The organism is Nevskia ramosa DSM 11499, from assembly GCF_000420645.1.
In the GTDB taxonomy this organism is placed as follows: Bacteria; Pseudomonadota; Gammaproteobacteria; order Nevskiales; family Nevskiaceae; genus Nevskia; species Nevskia ramosa.
The window spans coordinates 13,194-31,608 of the sequence record NZ_ATVI01000012.1 but is presented as its reverse complement, the minus strand read 5'-3'; the positions used below and the strand labels follow the sequence as shown (position 1 = coordinate 31,608).

Below are 18,415 nucleotides of genomic sequence, written 5' to 3'. Positions count from 1 at the left end.
TCAAGCCTGCGCGAAAGACCGTCCCTGTCTTCGATGTTCAGGGAACCGCGCAAGCTCACACCGGCACCACGTCGAAGGTCTCCTGCGAGTAGTGCGACTCGGCCTGCAGCTTGATCGGCCGCTTCAGGCTCGCTTCAAGCTCGGCCAGACCGCCGCTCTGCTCTTCCTGCAGGCGCTCGATGACTTTCGGATGGGCGAGCACCAGAAACGCTTTCGGCTCGTACAGCCGCGCGGCGCGCTGCACTTCGCGGGCGATCTCGTGGCAGATGGTTTCCACCGTCTTCACCACGCCACGACCATCGCAGACCGCGCAGGGCTCGCAAAGAATGTGGCCGAGGCTTTCGCGGGTGCGCTTGCGGGTCATCTCGACCAGGCCCAGCGGCGAGAACGGATAGACGTGGGTGCGCGCCGAATCGCGGGCGATTTCCTTTTCCAGGGTGCGCAGCACCTGGGCGCGATGCTCTTCGGCCTTCATGTCGATGAAGTCGATGATGATGATGCCGCCGAGGTTGCGCAGGCGCAGCTGGCGGGCGATCGAGCCGGCCGCTTCGAGGTTGGTCTTGAGGATGGTTTCCTCAAGGTTCCGGTGGCCGGTGAAGGCACCGGTGTTGACGTCGATGGTGGTCATCGCTTCGGTCTGATCGATGATCAGATGACCGCCGGATTTCAGATCGACCTTGCGGTCGAGCGCGCGATTCAGTTCGTCCTCGACGCCGTACAGATCGAAGATCGGCGCATGGCCGGTGTAGGCCTCGATCTTCGACGCCGCCGACGGCACGAACACCTTGGCGAACTGCTGCACGCGGCGCGCTTCCTCGGCGGAATCGATGCGGATGCGCTCGACCGCAGTGCCGAGCAGATCGCGCAGGATGCGCATCGACAGCGGCAGATCGCCGTGAACCAGATGACCGGGCTTGGCGAACTGCGTCTGCTGGTTGACGCTGGCCCACAGCCGGGTCAGGAAGCTCAAGTCCTGACGCAGGCCGTCTTCATCGGCACCTTCGGCCGCGGTGCGGGCGATCACGCCCCAGTTCGGCGAGAGCTCCGGCACCAGCTTTTCGAGCAGCGCCTTGAGCCGCGAACGCTCGCCTTCGTCCTCGATGCGGGCCGACACGCCGACATGCTTCTCGAACGGCATCAGCACCAGATAGCGCGACGGGATCGACAGCAGGGTGGTCAGCCGCGCGCCCTTGGTGCCCATCGGATCCTTGAGGATCTGCACCAGCACTTCCTGGCCTTCATGCAGCAGCTTCTCGACCGGCGGCAGCGGCCCGGCGTGGGCTTCGCTGGCGATCATGTCGGCGACGTGCAGGAACGCGGTGCGATCGAGCCCGAGGTCGACAAACGCAGCCTGCATGCCCGGCAGCACCCGCACCACCACGCCCTTGTAGATGTTGCCGACCAGGCCGTGGCGCGCCGCACGCTGGACATAGATTTCCTGCGTCGCGCCGCCTTCGACCAGGGCCACGCGGGTTTCCTGCGGGCCGATGTTGACGAGGATTTCGGTGCTCATTGCGTGCGCGGCGATACCGGTAGAGCGCGAGGTAGCCCGGTTCCGACACCGAAGCGGCCCAGCAATTCCGCCGTCTCATACAGCGGCAGGCCGACCACCCCGGTGTAGCTGCCTTCGATTCTCCGCACCCAGCGCGCGGCATGGCCCTGGATGCCGTAGGCGCCGGCCTTGTCGAGCGGCTCGCCGCTGGCGGCGTAGGCACGGGCATCGGCTACCTCGATATCACCGAAGACGACGTCGGTGACGGTCCAGATCGTTTCCAGCCGGTCGCCGTCGACCACCGCCACGGCGCTGACCACCTGGTGGCTGCGCCCGGCGAGGCGCATCAGCATCGCCACGGCATCCTCGGCATCGCGCGGCTTGCCGAGGATCAGGCCATCGATGGCGACATCGGTATCAGCGCCGAGCACCGGAATCGGCAGGCGCGCATGGGCCGCACCAGCGCGGGCTTTGGCCGTCGCCGTCTCCAGCGCGTAGTCGAGCGGCGACTGGCCGGGCTTCGGCCGCTCCGGCACATCGGCGGCGATCACGGCATGGCTTACCCCAAGCGCGGCGAGGAATTCGGCGCGGCGGGGCGAACGCGATGCGAGGTAGAGCTGGACCGACATCGACAGCAAGGGAATTTGGGGGGGAATGATCAAGGTTCCCGGCATTGTCGGCGATTCCCGCGCTGCCTGTGAATCGGGTCGAAACCGGGTTCAGTTGCCCTTTGCCGGCCGCAGTTCGCGATAGCGCTGGATGTCGCGTGCGAAGTCCGTACTGACCTTTTCGCGTTCGCCGCGGATGCGTTTCATCGCGCCGGCGTGGTCGATCTTCGCCGCGTTGAACTCGTCGATCCTGGGGCGCAGCTTCGGCTCGGCAGCGACTCTTCGGTTCAGGTCGGCAAGCGTGGTTTCGGTATCACCGAGCGCCTTCTCGGCCAGCCGCAGACGGCCGTCGAGCGCGGTGATGCGTTCGTCGCGGGTCCGTTCGATATCGGCAACGCTGGTGTAGGACTGCAGCAGGTAATGGTCGTAGGCGAGCGCCTGCTCGCGCTCGCGCTGGGTCCGGGCTTCGACTTCGACCTCGGCCGCCGATTTCTGCGCCGGCAACACTTTCTGGGTGATGCCGCGCTGATCGACCAGTTCACGCTGACGCCGCACTTCGGACGGCGGCACCGCATCGCCGCAGATGCGCTGGCCGGCGTCGTTCTTCCAGCACTGCACCGTGGCCGCCTGCAGCGACAGCCAGGGTGCCGCAAATGCCGCCAGCAGCAGCCAGTACAGCAGGCTGCGTCCGGTCAGACCACGCGGCTCAGGCCACGCCATAACGCTGTTGGTAATCGGCAATTGCAGCCACCACTTCGGCTCTTCCACCTTGTTCATGCAGGTAGCCGAGCAAGTCCTGGACCGTGACCAGCGACACCACCTCGAGCCCCGTTTTCTCGACCAGTTCGGCCACTGCGGAGCGACCATTGGCGCCCACTTCCTGACGATCCAGGGCAGTTATGGCCAAAACTGGGCGGGCACCGGCACGGCTCAGCAATGCATGCGACTCGCGCAGCGCGGTGCCGGCGGTGAGCACGTCGTCGACCACCACGACCCGCTGACCGGCGACATCGGCGCCGACCAGCACCCCGCCCTCGCCATGGTCCTTGGCTTCCTTGCGGTTGTAGGCGAACGGCAGGTCGCGCCCAGTCAATTCGGCATAGGCGATGCTGACCGCCGCCGCCAGCGGAATGCCCTTGTAGGCAGGGCCGAACAGCAGATCGAACTCCACGCCGTGAGCGATCAGCGCTTCGGCGTACGCCTTGCCGAGATTGCGCAGCGCGGCACCCGAAGAGATGCGGCCGAGGTTGAAGAAGTACGGACTGACCCGGCCGGACTTCAGGGTGAAGCTGCCGAACTTCAGCACTTCAGCCTTCAGGGCGAGATCGAGGAAGGTGGTCTGGTACGGCTTCATGCGGGGTCCGGTTTCAGGCGGCGATGGGCCGAAAGTTTCGCACAAGCGCCCGGTAAGGCTGCGCTAGCGCAGCGCACACGACGAAGCGTTGGTGATGTGTCGATGGATCGTGGTGCGAATCGAGGCGCGATGAGGAGCCATAGTTGTTCTATGGCGACGATTCGCTTTGATTCGTCGCGCCGCGAGACGCGGCGCAGCGCTGACGGTTTGTTTTACGCGCTGCGCTAGCATGCGCGAACCGATCCTCCGGTCGCCTCGTCTTTCCGCCATGCGCATCATCTCGATCAATACCAACGGCATCCGTTCCGCGGCCAAGAAAGGCCTGTTCGACTGGCTGAAAACGGTCGATGCCGACTACGTCTGCATCCAGGAAACCAAGGCCCAGATCGAAGACCTGGCCGGCGACGACACCTTCGCACCAGCCGGCTATTTCGCGCATTTCCGCAGCGCCGTGAAAAAGGGCTACGCCGGTGTGGCGATCTATTCGAAGCGGGAGCCCGAAGCGGTGCTCGACACGCTCGGCGAAGCGGAATTCGACGACGAAGGCCGCTACCTGGAACTGCGCCACGGCAATCTGTCGGTGGTGTCGCTGTATCTGCCGTCCGGCTCATCTGGCCCGGAGCGGCAGGCATCGAAGGATCGCTTCCTCGCGTACTTCCTGCCGAAGCTGCGTGAGTGGAAAGCCAGCGGCCGGGATTATGTGATCTGCGGCGACTGGAACATCGCCCACACCAAGATCGACATCAAGAACTGGCGCTCCAACCAGAAGAACTCCGGCTTCCTGCCGCACGAGCGCGCCTGGCTTGATGAGCTGTTCGGCGCCCTGCCCGACGGGCTTGGCTGGGTCGACGGCTTCCGCTCGCTGCATCCGGAAATGGAAGGCGAGGCCTACAGCTGGTGGTCGAACCGCGGCAATGCCTACGCGAACAACGTCGGTTGGCGCATCGATTACCAGATCGTCACGCCGGCGATGGCCTCGAAGATCACTGCCGCCCACATCTACAAGGGCGTGAAGTTCTCCGACCACGCGCCGGTGGTCATCGACTACGCTGACTGATTACGGGCCCGCCGATTCGGCATTGGCGCGTTCGTTGTCGGCGATCGAACTGTCGATCAGCCCGGCGCGCCACATCCACGCGAACAGGAAGACGCCGGGCAGCGCGATCAGCGTGGTCAGCACATAGAACTCGACGTAACCAAACGCTTCGATCATGGCCCCGGCCGTCGAACCGGTCAGCACGCGGCCGACGATCGACGCCGCGGCGGACAGCAGCGCGAACTGCGTCGCGGTGAAATTCAAGCTGCACAGCGCCGACAGGTAGGCGACGATCACCACACCGCCGATGCCGCTGGCGATGTTCTCGAAGCCGATCGTGAAGGCCAGGAACCAGGGGCTATGACCGATCGCGGCGAGGGCTGCGAAGCTGAGGTTCGAGACCGCCATCAGCACCAGCGCGATCAGCACCGAGCGCTTGAGCCCGAGCCGCGCATAGAGAATGCCGCCGATGAAGATGCCGATCAGATAGGCGATGAAGCCGAAGCCGACGTCGTACTTGGCGATCTCGTCGTTGGTGAACTGCAGATCGTTGAGCAGCAGGCGCAAGGTCAGATTGGCCAAGGTGTCGCCGATCTTGTGCAGCAGCACGAACAGCAGCACCAGCAGCGCGCCGCGGCGGCGGAAGAATTCCGCCAGCGGGCCGAACACTGCCGCCACGGTCTGGGAAAAACCCTTGGCGACGATCGGCGCGCGGCGCCGCAGCGGCTCGCCCATCAGCACGCCGACCACGACCGCCGGCAGCACCAGCAACGCACACAGTCCATAAGCCAGCGCCCAGCCGGCATCGGCCGCGACCAGCAAGGCCAGCGAGCCGGCCGTCACCGAGCCGATGCGCCAGCCGTACTGCGACATGCCGGAGCCGACACCGAGTTGTTCGGGGCTCAGCAGTTCGATGCGATAGGCGTCGATGACGATATCGAACGTCGCGCCGGCAGCACCGAGCGCGATCGCCGCGAAAGCCATCAGCGGCAGGCCATCGGCTGGCGTCACCAATCCCAGAAAGATCGTTGCAGCCGCAGCCAGCACGCTGGCCAGCCATAACCAGGACACGCGCTGACCGAAGCGGCCGAGCAGCGGCAGACGCGCCTGATCGACCAGCGGCGCCCACAGGAACTTGAAGTTGTAGACCAGGAAGGCCAGCGAGAACGCGGTGACCGTGCGCTTGGTGATGCCGTCCTGTGCCAGCCGCGTGGTCAAGGTGGCGCCGATCATCGCGTATGGAAAGCCGGACGAGATGCCGAGCAGCAAGGCCGCCAGCGGCGCACTTTCGGCATACGGACGCAGTGACAGCGGCAGGGAGTCGCGCCAGCGGGAGATCGAAGAGGTCATGCCGAATCAGGAAGTGGGAAAGCGCCGAGGGTCTGTTGCCATTACTTTGATCGCTGCGTTGCGAGTCAAAAAATCGCCGGGCGAGGCGCGAACCGCGGGCCATAGCCTACCTATGGTCAAGGTTCGCAACGAAGTCCCGGCGGTCCAGAGACATTACTTGGGGCCGCAACCCTTCGGGGCGGGGCCGTTTTTGCCCATTGCTGCCTTACTCGTCGCGCCAATGGGTCGGCCATTGGCCACTCCTCGTTCGTTGCACTGGGCAAAAACGACCTCCGCCGTAGCGACCAAAGCAATGGCAACAGACCCTAGGCATCGATTGGCGTGGCCGTCACTACATCGTGCATCAGTCGGGCGAAGCGCATCGCCGTGCCATCGCGCTGCGGTACCTCGATCGACGATCCGTAGATCGGCATCTCGATGCTGGCAACCTCCGCCTCCGAGCCAACGACCTTGCCGCCCAGCGACTTCAGATAGCGCAGGAAACCGGAATTCTCCCACAGCACGTCGTAATAGAAGGTGCGATAGCCCTGCCGCGATGCGGTGAGATGCAGACAGGCGTGCAGCAGCGAGCCGGCGCCGATGCGCTGGTAGGCGTCGATGACGGTCAGCGCCACCTCGGCCACGCCCGGACGTTCCGGCATGGCGATGTAGCGGGCAACGCCGATGCCGACCGGCTCGGCAAATTTCATATCCAGCGCGCCCCAGGCTTCATGGCCGCGGTGATCGGGATGAGTCAGGAAATCGAGCTGCTTGGCGCTCAACTCCGAAGCCTGGGAAAAGAAACGCAGATGCCGGGATTCCGATGACAGGCGCGCGTAGCCGCTGACGAAGTACGGTAGATCGCTGGGCCGCACCGTCCGCACCAGGGCCTGCGTCTCGTGACCGAGCACGAAGCGGAAGGCCTGCGGCAGCGGCGGAAGATTCGGCGGAGATGCCATGCCGCACTGTAGCGGTGGCGGCCGACTGGCGATGCTGGATCGCCAGCAAAGTCGAGTCATCGACCCCGGACGACCGTTCGTAATCTGTATCTGACCCCGATTTTCTCTTGAATCAATTTCATATTTTGATTAATGTTGAAATATGGAAATCAATTCCGCTGTCATTGCCCTTGCCGCTCTGGCGCAGGAAACCCGCTTGTCGGTGTATCGGATGCTGGTCGAGGCCGGACCGGAAGGTCTGGCGGCCGGGCGACTGGCCGATGGGTTGTCAGTAGCGCCAGCCAGCCTGTCGTTCCATCTGAAGGAACTGCTGCACGCAGGCCTCGTCCGTTCGCGGCAGGACGGACGCTACGTCATCTATTCGGCGAACTACGAGGCGATGAATGCGCTGCTCGGCTACCTCACCGAGAACTGCTGCCGCGGCACGACTGCCGCTTGCTTGCCGATCACTTGCTGCGAGCCTGCCAAGCCGTGAAAAACATCGTCGACCTGCCTCGCCGCCTTGCGGCCGAATTTGTCGGCAGCGCACTGCTGCTGGCGATCGTCGTCGGCTCGGGAATCATGGGTGAGCAGCTCGCTGCCGGGAACACGGCGCTGGCGCTGCTGCTGAATGCGATTGCCACCGGCGCCGGGCTGATCGTGCTGATCACCCTGTTCGGGCCGCTGTCTGGCGCGCATTTCAATCCGGCGGTGTCGGCATTGTTTTGGGCGCGCGGCGAATTGTCGGGGCGTGCTTGCCTCGCCTACCTGCCGGTACAACTGGCCGGCGCAGTCATCGGCGTACTACTGACGCACGCCATGTTCGATCTGCCGCTGCTGCAGCTCAGCGAACACGCCCGCCATGGCCCCGGACAATGGACCGGCGAGTTCGTCGCCACCGCCGGTCTGATGCTGTGCATTCTCGGCTCGCTGGCCACGCGTCCAGCCTGGACACCTCTGCTGGTCGCGGCCTGGATCGTGGCCGGTTATGCGTTCACCTCGTCGACGTCGTTCGCGAACCCGGCAGTGACCTTGGCCCGCAGCCTGAGCGATACCTTTGCCGGCATTGCACCGGCCGACGTTCCCGGCTTCGTGATCGCGCAACTTGCCGGCACCGCAGCCGGCGGCCTGCTCGGCGCCTGGCTGTGGCCAACCCCAACGTCAACCTCAATCACCGAAGCCTATCCATGACCATCACGATCTATCACAACCCCGCCTGCGGAACCTCGCGGAACACCCTGGCGATGATCCGCAACGCCGGCATCGAGCCAACCGTCATCGAATACCTGAAGACACCGCCGGACCGCGCCACACTCATTGCGCTGATCGCGAAGATGGGCGTGCCGGTACGCAGCGTGCTGCGCGACAAGGGCTCGCTGTATGAAGAGCTGGGCCTCGCCGATCCGAAGTGGACTGATGACCAGCTGATCGACTTCATGCTTCAGCATCCGATCCTGATCAACCGCCCGATCGTGGTGACGCCGCTGGGCGTGCGCCTGTGCCGACCGTCTGAATTGGTGCTCGATCTGCTGCCCGCGGCTCAGCGTGGAGCCTTCACCAAGGAAGATGGCGAAGCGGTGGTCGATGCGGAGGGCCAGCGTGTCCAGCCTCCTCGCTGATCTTCCGAATGTCGATGCCACCGAATTCCGGCAGCCGTCGCTCGAGGCGCTGAGCCCGTCGACACGAACCGCGCATGCACCACGCATCCTGCTGCTCTATGGCTCGCTGCGGCAACGTTCGTTCAGCCGGCTGCTGACCTTCGAAGCCGAGCGTCTGCTGCAGGCAATGGGCGCCGAAACCCGCATCTTCGATCCGGCCGGCTTGCCGCTGCCCGACGGCGCTCCCGAGTCACATCCGAAAGTGCAGGAGCTGCGCGAATTGGCGGCGTGGTCCGAAGGCATGGTCTGGACTTCGCCTGAACGTCACGGTGCGATGACCGGCATCCTGAAAGCGCAGATCGACTGGCTTCCCCTCAGCGTCGGCGCGGTTCGGCCAACACAGGGCAAGACCCTGGCGGTGATGGAGGTCAGCGGTGGCTCGCAGTCGTTCAACGCGGTGAACCAGATGCGCATCCTCGGAAGATGGATGCGGATGATCACGATCCCGAACCAGAGTTCGGTCGCGAAGGCGTTTCTGGAGTTCGATGAGGACGGACGAATGAAGCCGTCGTCGTACTACGACCGGGTCGTCGACGTCATGGAAGAACTGGTCAAGTTCACGTTGCTTACGCGTGAGGTATCGACACATCTGGTCGATCGCTATAGCGAGCGCCGGGAATCGGCCGCCGAGTTGTCAAAACGCGTCAATCAACACGCGCTTTGACTACTAAAGTGGTGCCGGGTGTAGCCGCATAGGCTGCGGTTACACCCGGCCGGACTTCAGGGCATGCCCGCCACTTCCGGCGTGCGGCCATAGACATCTTCGAAGCGAACGATGTCGTCTTCGCCGAGGTAGCTGCCGGACTGCACTTCGATCAGTTCCAGATGTACCTTGCCCGGATTCTCCAGGCGGTGCGAATGGCCCAACGGGATGTACGTCGATTCGTCCTCGCCCAGCAGGAACACCTTATCGCCATTGGTGACCCGCGCCGTGCCCTTGACCACCACCCAGTGCTCGGCACGGTGGTGGTGCATCTGCAAGCTGAGCTTTTCGCCCGGCTTGACCAGAATGCGCTTGACCTGGAAACGGTCGGACAGCGAGATCGTTTCGTACCAGCCCCAAGGCCGGTAGACGCGTGGCCGCGCAACCGCTTCGCTGCGACCCGCCGCCTTCAAACGATTGACGACTTTCTTGACGTCCTGCAGGCGATCACGCGACGCCACCAGCACCGCGTCGACGGTCTCGACGACCACGGTGTCTTTCAATCCCAGCACGGTGACCAGGCGATGCGTGCCGTGCACCAGGGTGCCGTCGCAATCTTCGACCATCACGTCGCCGCGGGCCAGATTGCCGCGCGGATCGACGGCCGGCAGCTTGGCGAGGAAATTCCAGGAACCGACATCGTCCCAGCCGGCGTCGAGCGGCACCAGCGCCGCTTTCTCGGTCTTTTCCATGACCGCGTAATCGATCGATTCATTGCGGGCATCGCCGAATGAAGGACCGTCGAGGCGGACGAAATCGGTATCGCGCTTGGCCTTCGCCAAGGAGCGCTCGCAAGCCAGCAGCATGTCCGGCTCAAGGCGCTGCACTTCCGCCAGGAAAACGTCGGCGCGGAACAGAAACATGCCGCCGTTCCAGTAGTAGCCACCTTCCTTGAGGAAAGCTTCGGCCTTGGCCTGGGGCGGCTTCTCGACAAAGGCGGCGATCGCGGACGCGCCTTCGATCTCTAGCGGTGCTCCGGCCTTGATATAGCCGAAACCCGTTTCCGGATGCGTCGGATGAATGCCGAAGCTGACGATATGGCCGGCCTTCGCAGCCTCGACGGCAATTCCGGAAGCCTTCGCGAACGCGGCTTCGTCAGGAATCGTGTGATCGGCGGCCATCACGAACAGCACCGTTTCCGGGCCGTAGGTTTCCAGCGCCCACAGTGCGGCGCATGTGGTTGCAGGCCCGGTGTTGCGGCCTTCCGGCTCGAGCAGCACCTTGGCCTGGCCCATGTTCACCGCGCGCAACTGCTCGGCGACGATGAAACGATGGCCCTCGGCGCAGACCGCCAGCGGGGCGACGACGTTGGGCAGGATTTGAGTGCGCAGCGCCGTGTTCTGCAGCAGGCTGAAGGAATTGGTCAGCGCCAGGAACTGCTTGGGGTATTGCTCACGCGACAACGGCCAAAGCCGCGAGCCGGCACCGCCGGCGAGAAGGACAGGCAGCAGCATCATTTTTTTGTTTTCCTGATTTCGGGGAAGGAACAGGAGGAAATTGAGTCTTAATTGCAACGAAGACTAGCTTATCGAATGTCTCAGTTTTGAGAACCCGACAGGAGGTCCCATACGATCTAGAACGCGACCAAGTCGACAGTTCTCCTTCGTTTGGCAATACCTGACGGCTTTTGCCGAAATCTCCGAGCAAATCCTGGGCCAGCCCGACTTGGCCTGAGGCGGTCCAGACCTTCAGTGCGCAACGGCGCGCGCAGCAAGACCGCATGTGACGAAAGCCCGACGGTGGAGTCAAACCGTTTGTCGGCTCCGAACGGCGGAGACGCGTATGGGTCACGCAGCCCGCATCACCGACAACTGCAATCGCGACCTTGGTTTAGGTCATTTATGCACAGCTTTTGCACCGGCCGTTCCGGGGCTATCCACAGCTTCAACCACAGCATATTGGGGTTGACCGCATTTTTAACCCCTATATATTGATCTGCCGGGGGAATCTCCCGGGACGTTCCGGGTCGCAACGACCCCCCGCCGCACCGCCCGCCGCCTTGGGGAGAATCCGAAAATCATGCAAACACAAAACCTTACGCCATCCCCCGCACGCGCCACCGGCGCCGGTCAGAATTCCGCCCCCGCCGCCAGCGCTGCTGAACTGGCCGCGACCGCGCCGGGCGCGATCAAGGTCATCCGTCGCAACGGAAAATTGACCAATTTCGACGCCAACAAGATTGCCATCGCGCTGACCAAGGCTTTCCTCGCCGTCGAAGGCGGCCAGGCCGCTGCCAGCGCCCGGGTTCGCGACAAGGTCGCCGAGATGACCCAGTCGATCGTCCACGCGCTGACCCGTCATCTGTCCGGCGGCGGCACCCTGCACATCGAAGACATCCAGGATCAGGTCGAACTCGGCCTGATGCGCGCCGGCGAGCACAAGGTTGCCCGCGACTATGTGCTGTATCGCGAAGAGCGCGCCCGCGCCCGCGCGGCCGAAACCGCGTCGAAGACGATTGCCGTCGTCGCCCCCGCCCTGAACGTCAAGATGGACGACGGCCGCCTGCTGCCGCTGAACGAAGCCCGCCTGCAGCGCGTGGTCTCGGAAGCCTGCGCCGGCCTGAGCGGTGTCGATGCCGCCGAAGTGCTGACTTCCGCACTCCGTGATCTGTACGAAGGCATTTCCGAAACCGAGCTGAGCCAGGCGCTGACCCTCGCCGCCCGAGCCCGCATCGAGAAGGAGCCGAACTACACCTACGTGTCGGCCCGCCTGCTCTGCGACGCCATGCGCCACGAAGCGCTGAAGTTCCTCGGCATGCCGGATTCGCGTCCCACATTCGAGGACATGAAGGCCGTCTACAGCGACTACTTCCGCGAGTTCATCCACAAGGCTTCCGAGCTGGAACTGGTCGACTCGAAGCTGTGCCTGTTCGATCTCGAACGCCTCGGCGCTGCCCTGCTGCCGGAGCGTGACGCGAAGTTCGACTACCTCGGCCTGCAGACCCTGTACGACCGCTACTTCATCCACAGCAACAAGACCCGCTTCGAGCTGCCGCAGGCGTTCTTCATGCGCGTGGCGATGGGCCTGGCGATGAACGAGATCGACCGCGAAGCCCGCGCGATCGAGTTCTACACGCTGATGTCGTCGTTCGACTTCATGTCGTCGACGCCGACCCTGTTCAACTCCGGCACCCTGCGTCCGCAGCTGTCGAGCTGCTACCTGACCCAGATCCCGGACGACCTGCACGGCATCTTCAACGCCATCCACGACAACGCGATGCTGTCCAAGTTTGCTGGCGGCCTCGGCAACGACTGGACGCCGGTGCGCGGCATGGGCGGCTGGATCAAGGGCACCAACGGCAAATCGAATGGCGTGGTGCCGTTCATGAAGGTCGCCAACGACACGGCTGTCGCCGTCAACCAGGGCGGCAAGCGCAAGGGCGCGGTCTGCGGCTACCTGGAAACCTGGCACCGCGACATCGAAGAGTTCGTCGAACTGCGCAAGAACACCGGCGACGATCGTCGCCGCACCCATGACATGAACACCGCCAACTGGGTGCCGGATCTGTTCCTGAAGCGGGTCATGGAAGAAGGCCAGTGGACCCTGTTCAGCCCGGAAGAAGTGCCGGACCTGCACGATCTCTACGGCAAGCCGTTCGAAGCCCGTTACGCCGAGTACGAAACCCTCGCCGACCAGGGCCGGATCAAGAACTTCAAGCGCATTCCGGCGCTGAATCTGTGGCGCAAGATGCTGTCGATGTTGTTCGAAACCGGCCACCCGTGGATCACCTTCAAGGACCCGTGCAACCTGCGTTCGCCGCAGCAGCATGTCGGCGTCGTGCACTCGTCGAATCTGTGCACCGAAATCACCTTGAACACCAAGGCGAACCAGGAAATCGCGGTCTGCAACCTCGGCTCGGTGAACCTGCCGGCGCATATCGTCCCCGGCCCGAACGGTCCCGAGCTGGACGTCGCGAAGCTCGAGCGCACCATCACCACGGCGATGCGCATGCTCGATAACGTCATCGAGTACAACTACTACTCGGTGGCCACCGCGCGTAACTCCAACCTGCGTCACCGCCCGGTGGGTCTCGGCGTGATGGGCTTCAACGATGCGCTGTTCAAGCTGCGCATTCCGTACGAGTCCGATGCGGCGATCGACTTCGCCGATCGTTCGATGGAAGCGATCAGCTACCACGCGATCAAGGCTTCGGCCGATCTTGCCGTCGAGCGTGGCGCCTACGCCAGCTTCAAGGGCTCGCTGTGGGATCAGGGCATCCTGCCGCTGGATTCGATCAAGCTGCTCGCCGATGCCCGTGGCCAGTATCTGAAGCAGGACACCCAGGAATCCGGTGCCTTCGACTGGAACGCGCTGCGTACCCAGATCAAGACCACCGGCATCCGCAACTCGAACACCATGGCGATCGCGCCGACGGCGACGATTGCCAACATCACCGGCGTGTCGCAGTCGATCGAGCCGGTCTACCAGAACCTGTACGTCAAATCGAACCTGTCCGGCGACTTCACCGTCGTCAACGAATACCTCGCCAACGAGCTGAAGGCGCTCGATCTGTGGGACGAAGTCATGGTCCATGACCTCAAGTATTTCGACGGCAGCGTGCAGAAGATCGACCGCATCCCGGCCGAGATCAAGCAGATCTACAAGTGCGCGTTCGAGATCGACGCCAAGGTGCTGGTCGACGCCGGTTCGCGTCGCCAGAAGTGGATCGACCAGGCCCAGTCGCTGAACCTGTACATGGCCGCACCGTCAGGCAAGAAGCTCGACGAGCTGTATCGCCACGCCTGGCTGTCCGGCCTGAAGACCACGTATTACCTGCGCACGCTGGGTGCCACGCACGCCGAGAAGACCACCATTCAGGATGGCCGCCTCAACAACGTCAGCAAGGGTGCGGATGCGGGTTCGGCGGCGGCACCAGCCCGTCAGGCCAAGCCGGCTTCGATGGCCGCAGCCAGCGAACCGACGGCACCGAAGGTCTGCTCGATCCTCGATCCGGACTGCGAGGCGTGCCAGTAGCCGGCCGCAGCGTCAGCGGGGCCACGCCCGGCCGGACTCTGGTCCCGCCGGGCGTCGGCGTCTGTGGCACAGCCCAATTCCTGCCCGCCGCCACGCGCGACGGGTGTATAAATACACATATTGAACGTTACTGAATCCGGAGAACCCGACATGCTCGACTGGGACGACGCCCCCGCTGCACCCTCTGCTCCGACGATCGATCCGATCGTCGCCGCGCCGCGCATCGCCGCATCCGCTGCCCGCCCGGTCTATGCCGCGCCAACGCCGGCCCCGACGCCGCGCATCCCGGAAGCCAGCGAATTCAAGCTGACGCCGACGCAGGCCAAGGTCGAATCCGGTGCCACCGGGCTCGAAGACATCACCATCGGCGCCCGCCGCATCCAGGTTGATGACAAGAAGATCATCAACTGCCGCGCCGATCTCAACCAGCTGGTTCCGTTCAAGTACGAATGGGCCTGGAAGAAGTACCTGGACGCCTGCAACAACCACTGGATGCCGCAGGAAATCAACATGAGCGCGGACATCGCGCTCTGGCAGGACCCGAACGGCCTGACCGACGACGAGCGCATGATCATCAAGCGCAGCCTCGGCTTCTTCTCGACGGCGGACAGCCTGGTCGCGAACAACCTGGTGCTGGCCGTCTATCGCCACCTCACCAACCCGGAATGCCGCCAGTACCTGCTGCGCCAGGCCTTCGAGGAAGCGATCCACACCCACGCCTACCAGTACTGCATCGAATCCCTCGGCCTCGACGAAGCCGAAGTGTTCAACATGTACCGCGAAGTGCCGAGCATTCACGACAAGGCCGCCTGGAGCCTGCCGTTCACCCAGAGTCTCGCCGACCAGGAATTCCACACCGGCACCCCGGAAAACGATCAGCGCCTGCTGCGTGACCTGATCGCGTTCTACGTGGTGTTCGAAGGCATCTTCTTCTACGTCGGCTTCGTGCAGCTGCTCAGCTTCGGCCGCCGCAACAAGATGGTCGGCGTGTCCGAGCAGATCCAATACATCATGCGCGACGAGTCCATGCACATGAACTTCGGCATCGACGTGATCAACCAGATCAAGATCGAAAATCCGCACCTGTGGACGCCTAAGTTCCAAGAAGAGATCGCCGCGATGCTGATCGAAGCCACCGAACTCGAAATCAAGTACGCCCACGACACCATGCCGCGCGGCGTGCTCGGCCTCAACGCCGGCCAGTTCAACGACTACCTGAAGTTCGTCTGCAACCGCCGGTGCTCGCAAATCGGCCTGAAGCAGCTCTACCCGGGCGCCGAAAACCCGTTCCCGTGGATGAGCGAGGTCATGGATTTGAAGAAGGAGAAGAACTTCTTTGAGACTCGCGTGACGGAGTATCAGACGGGTGGGGCTTTGAGCTGGGATTGATAGTCGTGCCTTAAAGGTGCCGCTAAGAAAAAGACCAATAAAAGCCCTCAGATTGAGGGCTTTTTTACACGTTGGATTTAGCCTAAACGAGCATCGCCAACATGAGTAAAGTTCGCGCGTATCGCATCAAGAATTTTCGCTCCATCGCAGATACAGGTTGGTGCCCTCTCGCTCAAGATGGAGTCACTGTTCTAGTAGGTCAAAACGAGTCCGGCAAAACATCGGCCTTGGAGGCGCTAGCTAGAACACTTAGCTCCGTCCACGAGGTAACTGGAGACGACATAAGAGTAGGAGCAGATCTCCCAGAGATTGAGCTGAAGCTTGAGATCACATCCCCACAACTTAACGATTTTCTGAACGATACAAAAATTGCGCGGCTATGGGCAACCAAAATCGTCGATCTCTCTAATTATCTTGAGAATAATAGAAATTTAATCGATATTAAATTTAATTGGACGCGGTCCGGAGAAACATTCAAAAAAACGATCTCTCTGTCAGACAGCGGGCTCGCTCAAATATTAGAAGCCACAAGTGAAGACAGTGACGAAATCTCGGAGGCCCTCACCGACGATGATTATCGGCCAACTGATATAGCCAATTTACTATATGACGAAGCACCGAACACGATACTTTTTAACGCTGACTCTGGCCTTCTTCCTGATCAGATAGACATTAATGAGAAATTTTCAATTTTGGGACAAGGGGCATTAGCTGCAAGAAATTTTCTAAGTATCGCGAATATAAATCTCAAAAATCTAGTACTGAGCGACCGGCGAGCGAGACAGAATGTTTTAGATCGAGCAAATTCTAAAGTTAGTACCGATTTCGTTTCGTTTTGGTCGCAAACTATTGGTAACAACACAAAACTCTCGATCGAGTGCGACTTGGAATTTCACGCCGCGGACTCACCAAAATCTGGAACACCTTATTTAGTCTTCTGGATCAAAGACGGTTTAACTAAACTCTATCCAAGACAGAGAAGTCAGGGTGTGCGGTGGTTCATTTCGTTCTATCTGCAAGTTCATGCATCGGAAAAAATCGGGTACAACAGAATTTTCTTATTAGATGAACCAGGAGCCAATCTCCACGCCAAAGCGCAAGGCGACGTTCTTAAGCTTATTAATCATCTAAGCAAAAATAATCTTCCTTTTATATACTCCACTCATAGCCCGCACTTAGTGGAGAATGAAAAACTTTACAGAGTGCATGCCGTTCAAAGAGATGACCTTCAAGAAGATAGTCCCACGATAATAATCGACGCACACCGTCTTGCAGCAGCTTCATCGGATACTTTATCGCCAATACTGACTGCAATGGGAGCCGATTTTAGCTCTCACGCCTCGATACCAAAAAATAACAATGTTCTAGTTGAGGAAATCAGCGGCTTCTATTATCTCAATGCTTTTTGGAAGCTTAGCGCGCGAACGAAAAGCGTTTATTTTTTAGCAGCGACAGGCGTGAATAAGCTCGAGTCTCTTTCTTATATGTTTCTTGGTTGGGGCCTATCGCACTTAGTAGTTCTAGACGATGATCGTCAAGGTCGAGAGGTTTATAAAAATCTAAAGAAAACGCTTTATAACGATGACGACAATCAAGCTAAAAATAATCTAATCAAAATTAATGATTGCGGAGGAATTGAAGACGTTTTCAGTAAGCCAGATTTTTCAAATTTTGTCCTTAATGAAAAAATCGCGTCCAGAAGCGAAAGCAATAGTGATTACGTCAAACAAACACGCCGATCTAAGCCAGTCCTAGCCTTTCAATTCAAACTACGCGTTGACAATGGCGACTTAAAGCTTAGCGATTTCGATAAGGAGACCGCAGAGAAAATAACGGCGCTTACCTCAAAAATTGAACAACGATTAATCTAAAGTCATTAATAATTGGAGTTAAAAGGGGCCAGGTTCGAATAATCCATTCGACGAGGCCTTGGCGCCGCTTTTTCGCGCTATCGCGCGACCTACTTTCTTTGGCGCAAAGAAAAGTAAGCAAAGAAACACGCCCCATCGCTGAGCTGACCCCGGCCCGACAGCTGCCGCAGTCGGGCGTTCGGGTTCGCGGCGAGCAGTGCTCGCCGCGAACCCTCACCCTGCGCTTCTCGGACCTGCCGGGGCTTTTCGACGCGCCATCCGTGGCGCAGCGAAAAGGCTTCGGCACCTGCCTCGCCCCTGCGGGCCTCATCCGTCAGTTCCTGCGATGCTCGGCGCGCTCAAGGGGGCCAACATCAAAAGCACCAGCAACGGCATGTGAAGCGCGCATTGCAGCTAAGCAGCGCCCCTCTTGAAGTAAGCGGCAATTCCTTCCTTCGACAATCCGGCAACCTGTGGTGGCCGTTCCGCTTCGCAGCGCGAACAGCGGCACAGAAACCGGAAGTCCTTGAGCAACTGCGCATTGCGCTCGAACCAGTTCAGCGCGAGGAAGGCTTCGTCGGCCAAGTAGTTCCAGCAGATCGCCGCGCCATTCGGGATCGGACGCGTGGCGAGCAGCAATTCGGCCAGTGGCTGTTGGGCATTCGCACCCAGCTTTGCGTTCGGATCACAGGAATGATTGGAGCGGCTGACGATCGGCCAGATGCCGTAGCCCTGTGTGCCGCCCTGTGAATAGCGGATGTTGTTGGCCGCTACCCGGTGGTAAAGCTGGGTGAGCTTCTTTGGATTGCGCTTGTACTTCCGCGCCAGGCCTTCAAGGATTTCGAGATCGTGGGTGCCGAGGCGCCACAGCGTCATCTTCAGGTCTTCCGCGCTGACTCTCGCGAAGGTTTCGTCCGACGCGAGGATGGATTCCAGCAGCAGTAGCGGCCCGAGATCCTCCTCGTCCGGTTCGATCGCCACGAAGGCAATCGGGTATTCCGCCGCCAGCAGCACGCCCTTCTCGACGTCCGCCGAGGCCACCAGCTGCTTTTCGTTGCCCCACTGAGCCATCCGAACGAAGGGG

16 protein-coding genes are annotated in these 18,415 nt (G+C 61.3%); 8 read left to right on the top strand and 8 right to left on the bottom strand.

The genetic code is table 11. The features are described from left to right. Positions 1-55: 55 nt before the first annotated feature. From rng to pyrE, 4 genes are all read right to left on the bottom strand, one after another. A complete protein-coding gene (gene rng, locus G513_RS0118965; protein WP_022978442.1) occupies positions 56-1,513 on the bottom strand; it encodes a ribonuclease G in 1,458 nt (485 codons plus the stop codon). Beyond that, positions 1,510-2,121, bottom strand: coding sequence for a Maf family protein (locus G513_RS24120; protein ID WP_033418229.1), 612 nt, complete (start codon positions 2,119-2,121; stop codon positions 1,510-1,512). The genes rng and G513_RS24120 overlap by 4 nt, the downstream gene beginning before the upstream one ends. Positions 2,122-2,211: 90 nt before the next feature. Further along, a complete protein-coding gene (locus G513_RS0118955; RefSeq protein WP_156891807.1) occupies positions 2,212-2,877 on the bottom strand; it encodes a hypothetical protein in 666 nt (221 codons plus the stop codon). Further along, positions 2,807-3,454, bottom strand: a complete 648-nt coding sequence (gene pyrE / locus G513_RS0118950; RefSeq protein WP_022978439.1) for an orotate phosphoribosyltransferase — start codon at positions 3,452-3,454, stop codon at positions 2,807-2,809. The genes G513_RS0118955 and pyrE overlap by 71 nt, the downstream gene beginning before the upstream one ends. A 268-nt stretch (positions 3,455-3,722) precedes the next feature. Between pyrE and G513_RS0118945 the strand changes: the two genes are divergently transcribed. Further along, positions 3,723-4,511, top strand: a complete 789-nt coding sequence (locus G513_RS0118945) for an exodeoxyribonuclease III (protein WP_022978438.1) — start codon at positions 3,723-3,725, stop codon at positions 4,509-4,511. Here the strand turns inward: G513_RS0118945 and G513_RS0118940 are convergent, their stop codons facing one another. Continuing rightward, entirely contained in the window at positions 4,512-5,840 is a 1,329-nt protein-coding gene (locus tag G513_RS0118940) for an AmpG family muropeptide MFS transporter (protein ID WP_022978437.1), read from the bottom strand. Between the two features lie 305 nt (positions 5,841-6,145). Beyond that, positions 6,146-6,778, bottom strand: coding sequence for a GNAT family N-acetyltransferase (locus G513_RS24115; protein WP_022978436.1), 633 nt, complete (start codon positions 6,776-6,778; stop codon positions 6,146-6,148). Positions 6,779-6,920: 142 nt separating this feature from the next. Between G513_RS24115 and G513_RS0118930 the strand changes: the two genes are divergently transcribed. Genes G513_RS0118930 through arsH form a run of 4 tightly spaced genes read left to right on the top strand, consistent with a single transcriptional unit; the run spans position 6,921 to position 9,079 of the window. Then, a complete protein-coding gene (locus G513_RS0118930) occupies positions 6,921-7,253 on the top strand; it encodes an ArsR/SmtB family transcription factor (RefSeq protein ID WP_022978435.1) in 333 nt (110 codons plus the stop codon). Continuing rightward, positions 7,250-7,948, top strand: a complete 699-nt coding sequence (locus G513_RS0118925) for an aquaporin (protein ID WP_022978434.1) — start codon at positions 7,250-7,252, stop codon at positions 7,946-7,948. Before G513_RS0118930 ends, G513_RS0118925 begins: the two co-directional genes overlap by 4 nt. Continuing rightward, entirely contained in the window at positions 7,945-8,376 is a 432-nt protein-coding gene (gene arsC / locus G513_RS0118920) for an arsenate reductase (glutaredoxin) (RefSeq protein ID WP_022978433.1), read from the top strand. The genes G513_RS0118925 and arsC overlap by 4 nt, the downstream gene beginning before the upstream one ends. After that, positions 8,342-9,079: an arsenical resistance protein ArsH gene (gene arsH, locus G513_RS0118915; RefSeq protein WP_028475761.1), complete on the top strand. Its 738-nt coding sequence runs from the start codon at positions 8,342-8,344 to the stop codon at positions 9,077-9,079. The genes arsC and arsH overlap by 35 nt, the downstream gene beginning before the upstream one ends. A 56-nt stretch (positions 9,080-9,135) precedes the next feature. Here arsH and G513_RS0118910 read toward each other — a convergent pair whose 3' ends face one another. After that, the gene (locus G513_RS0118910; protein ID WP_022978431.1) at positions 9,136-10,575 is read right to left on the bottom strand and encodes a mannose-1-phosphate guanylyltransferase/mannose-6-phosphate isomerase; all 1,440 of its coding nucleotides are present in this window, start codon (positions 10,573-10,575) and stop codon (positions 9,136-9,138) included. Positions 10,576-11,137: 562 nt separating this feature from the next. On the opposite strand from G513_RS0118910, the gene G513_RS0118905 reads away from it, so the two are divergent. From G513_RS0118905 to G513_RS25585, 3 genes are all read left to right on the top strand, one after another. Continuing rightward, positions 11,138-14,092: a ribonucleoside-diphosphate reductase subunit alpha gene (locus G513_RS0118905; RefSeq protein WP_022978430.1), complete on the top strand. Its 2,955-nt coding sequence runs from the start codon at positions 11,138-11,140 to the stop codon at positions 14,090-14,092. 150 nt (positions 14,093-14,242) lie between these two features. Next, positions 14,243-15,481 (top strand): ribonucleotide-diphosphate reductase subunit beta, encoded by a 1,239-nt coding sequence (locus G513_RS0118900; protein WP_022978429.1) that lies wholly within the window; start codon positions 14,243-14,245, stop codon positions 15,479-15,481. A 101-nt stretch (positions 15,482-15,582) separates the two neighbouring features. Next, entirely contained in the window at positions 15,583-17,352 is a 1,770-nt protein-coding gene (locus tag G513_RS25585) for an ATP-dependent nuclease (RefSeq protein WP_084711635.1), read from the top strand. 393 nt (positions 17,353-17,745) lie between these two features. Here the strand turns inward: G513_RS25585 and G513_RS0118895 are convergent, their stop codons facing one another. Beyond that, positions 17,746-18,402: an SET domain-containing protein gene (locus tag G513_RS0118895; protein ID WP_022978428.1), complete on the bottom strand. Its 657-nt coding sequence runs from the start codon at positions 18,400-18,402 to the stop codon at positions 17,746-17,748. Positions 18,403-18,415: the final 13 nt, after the last annotated feature.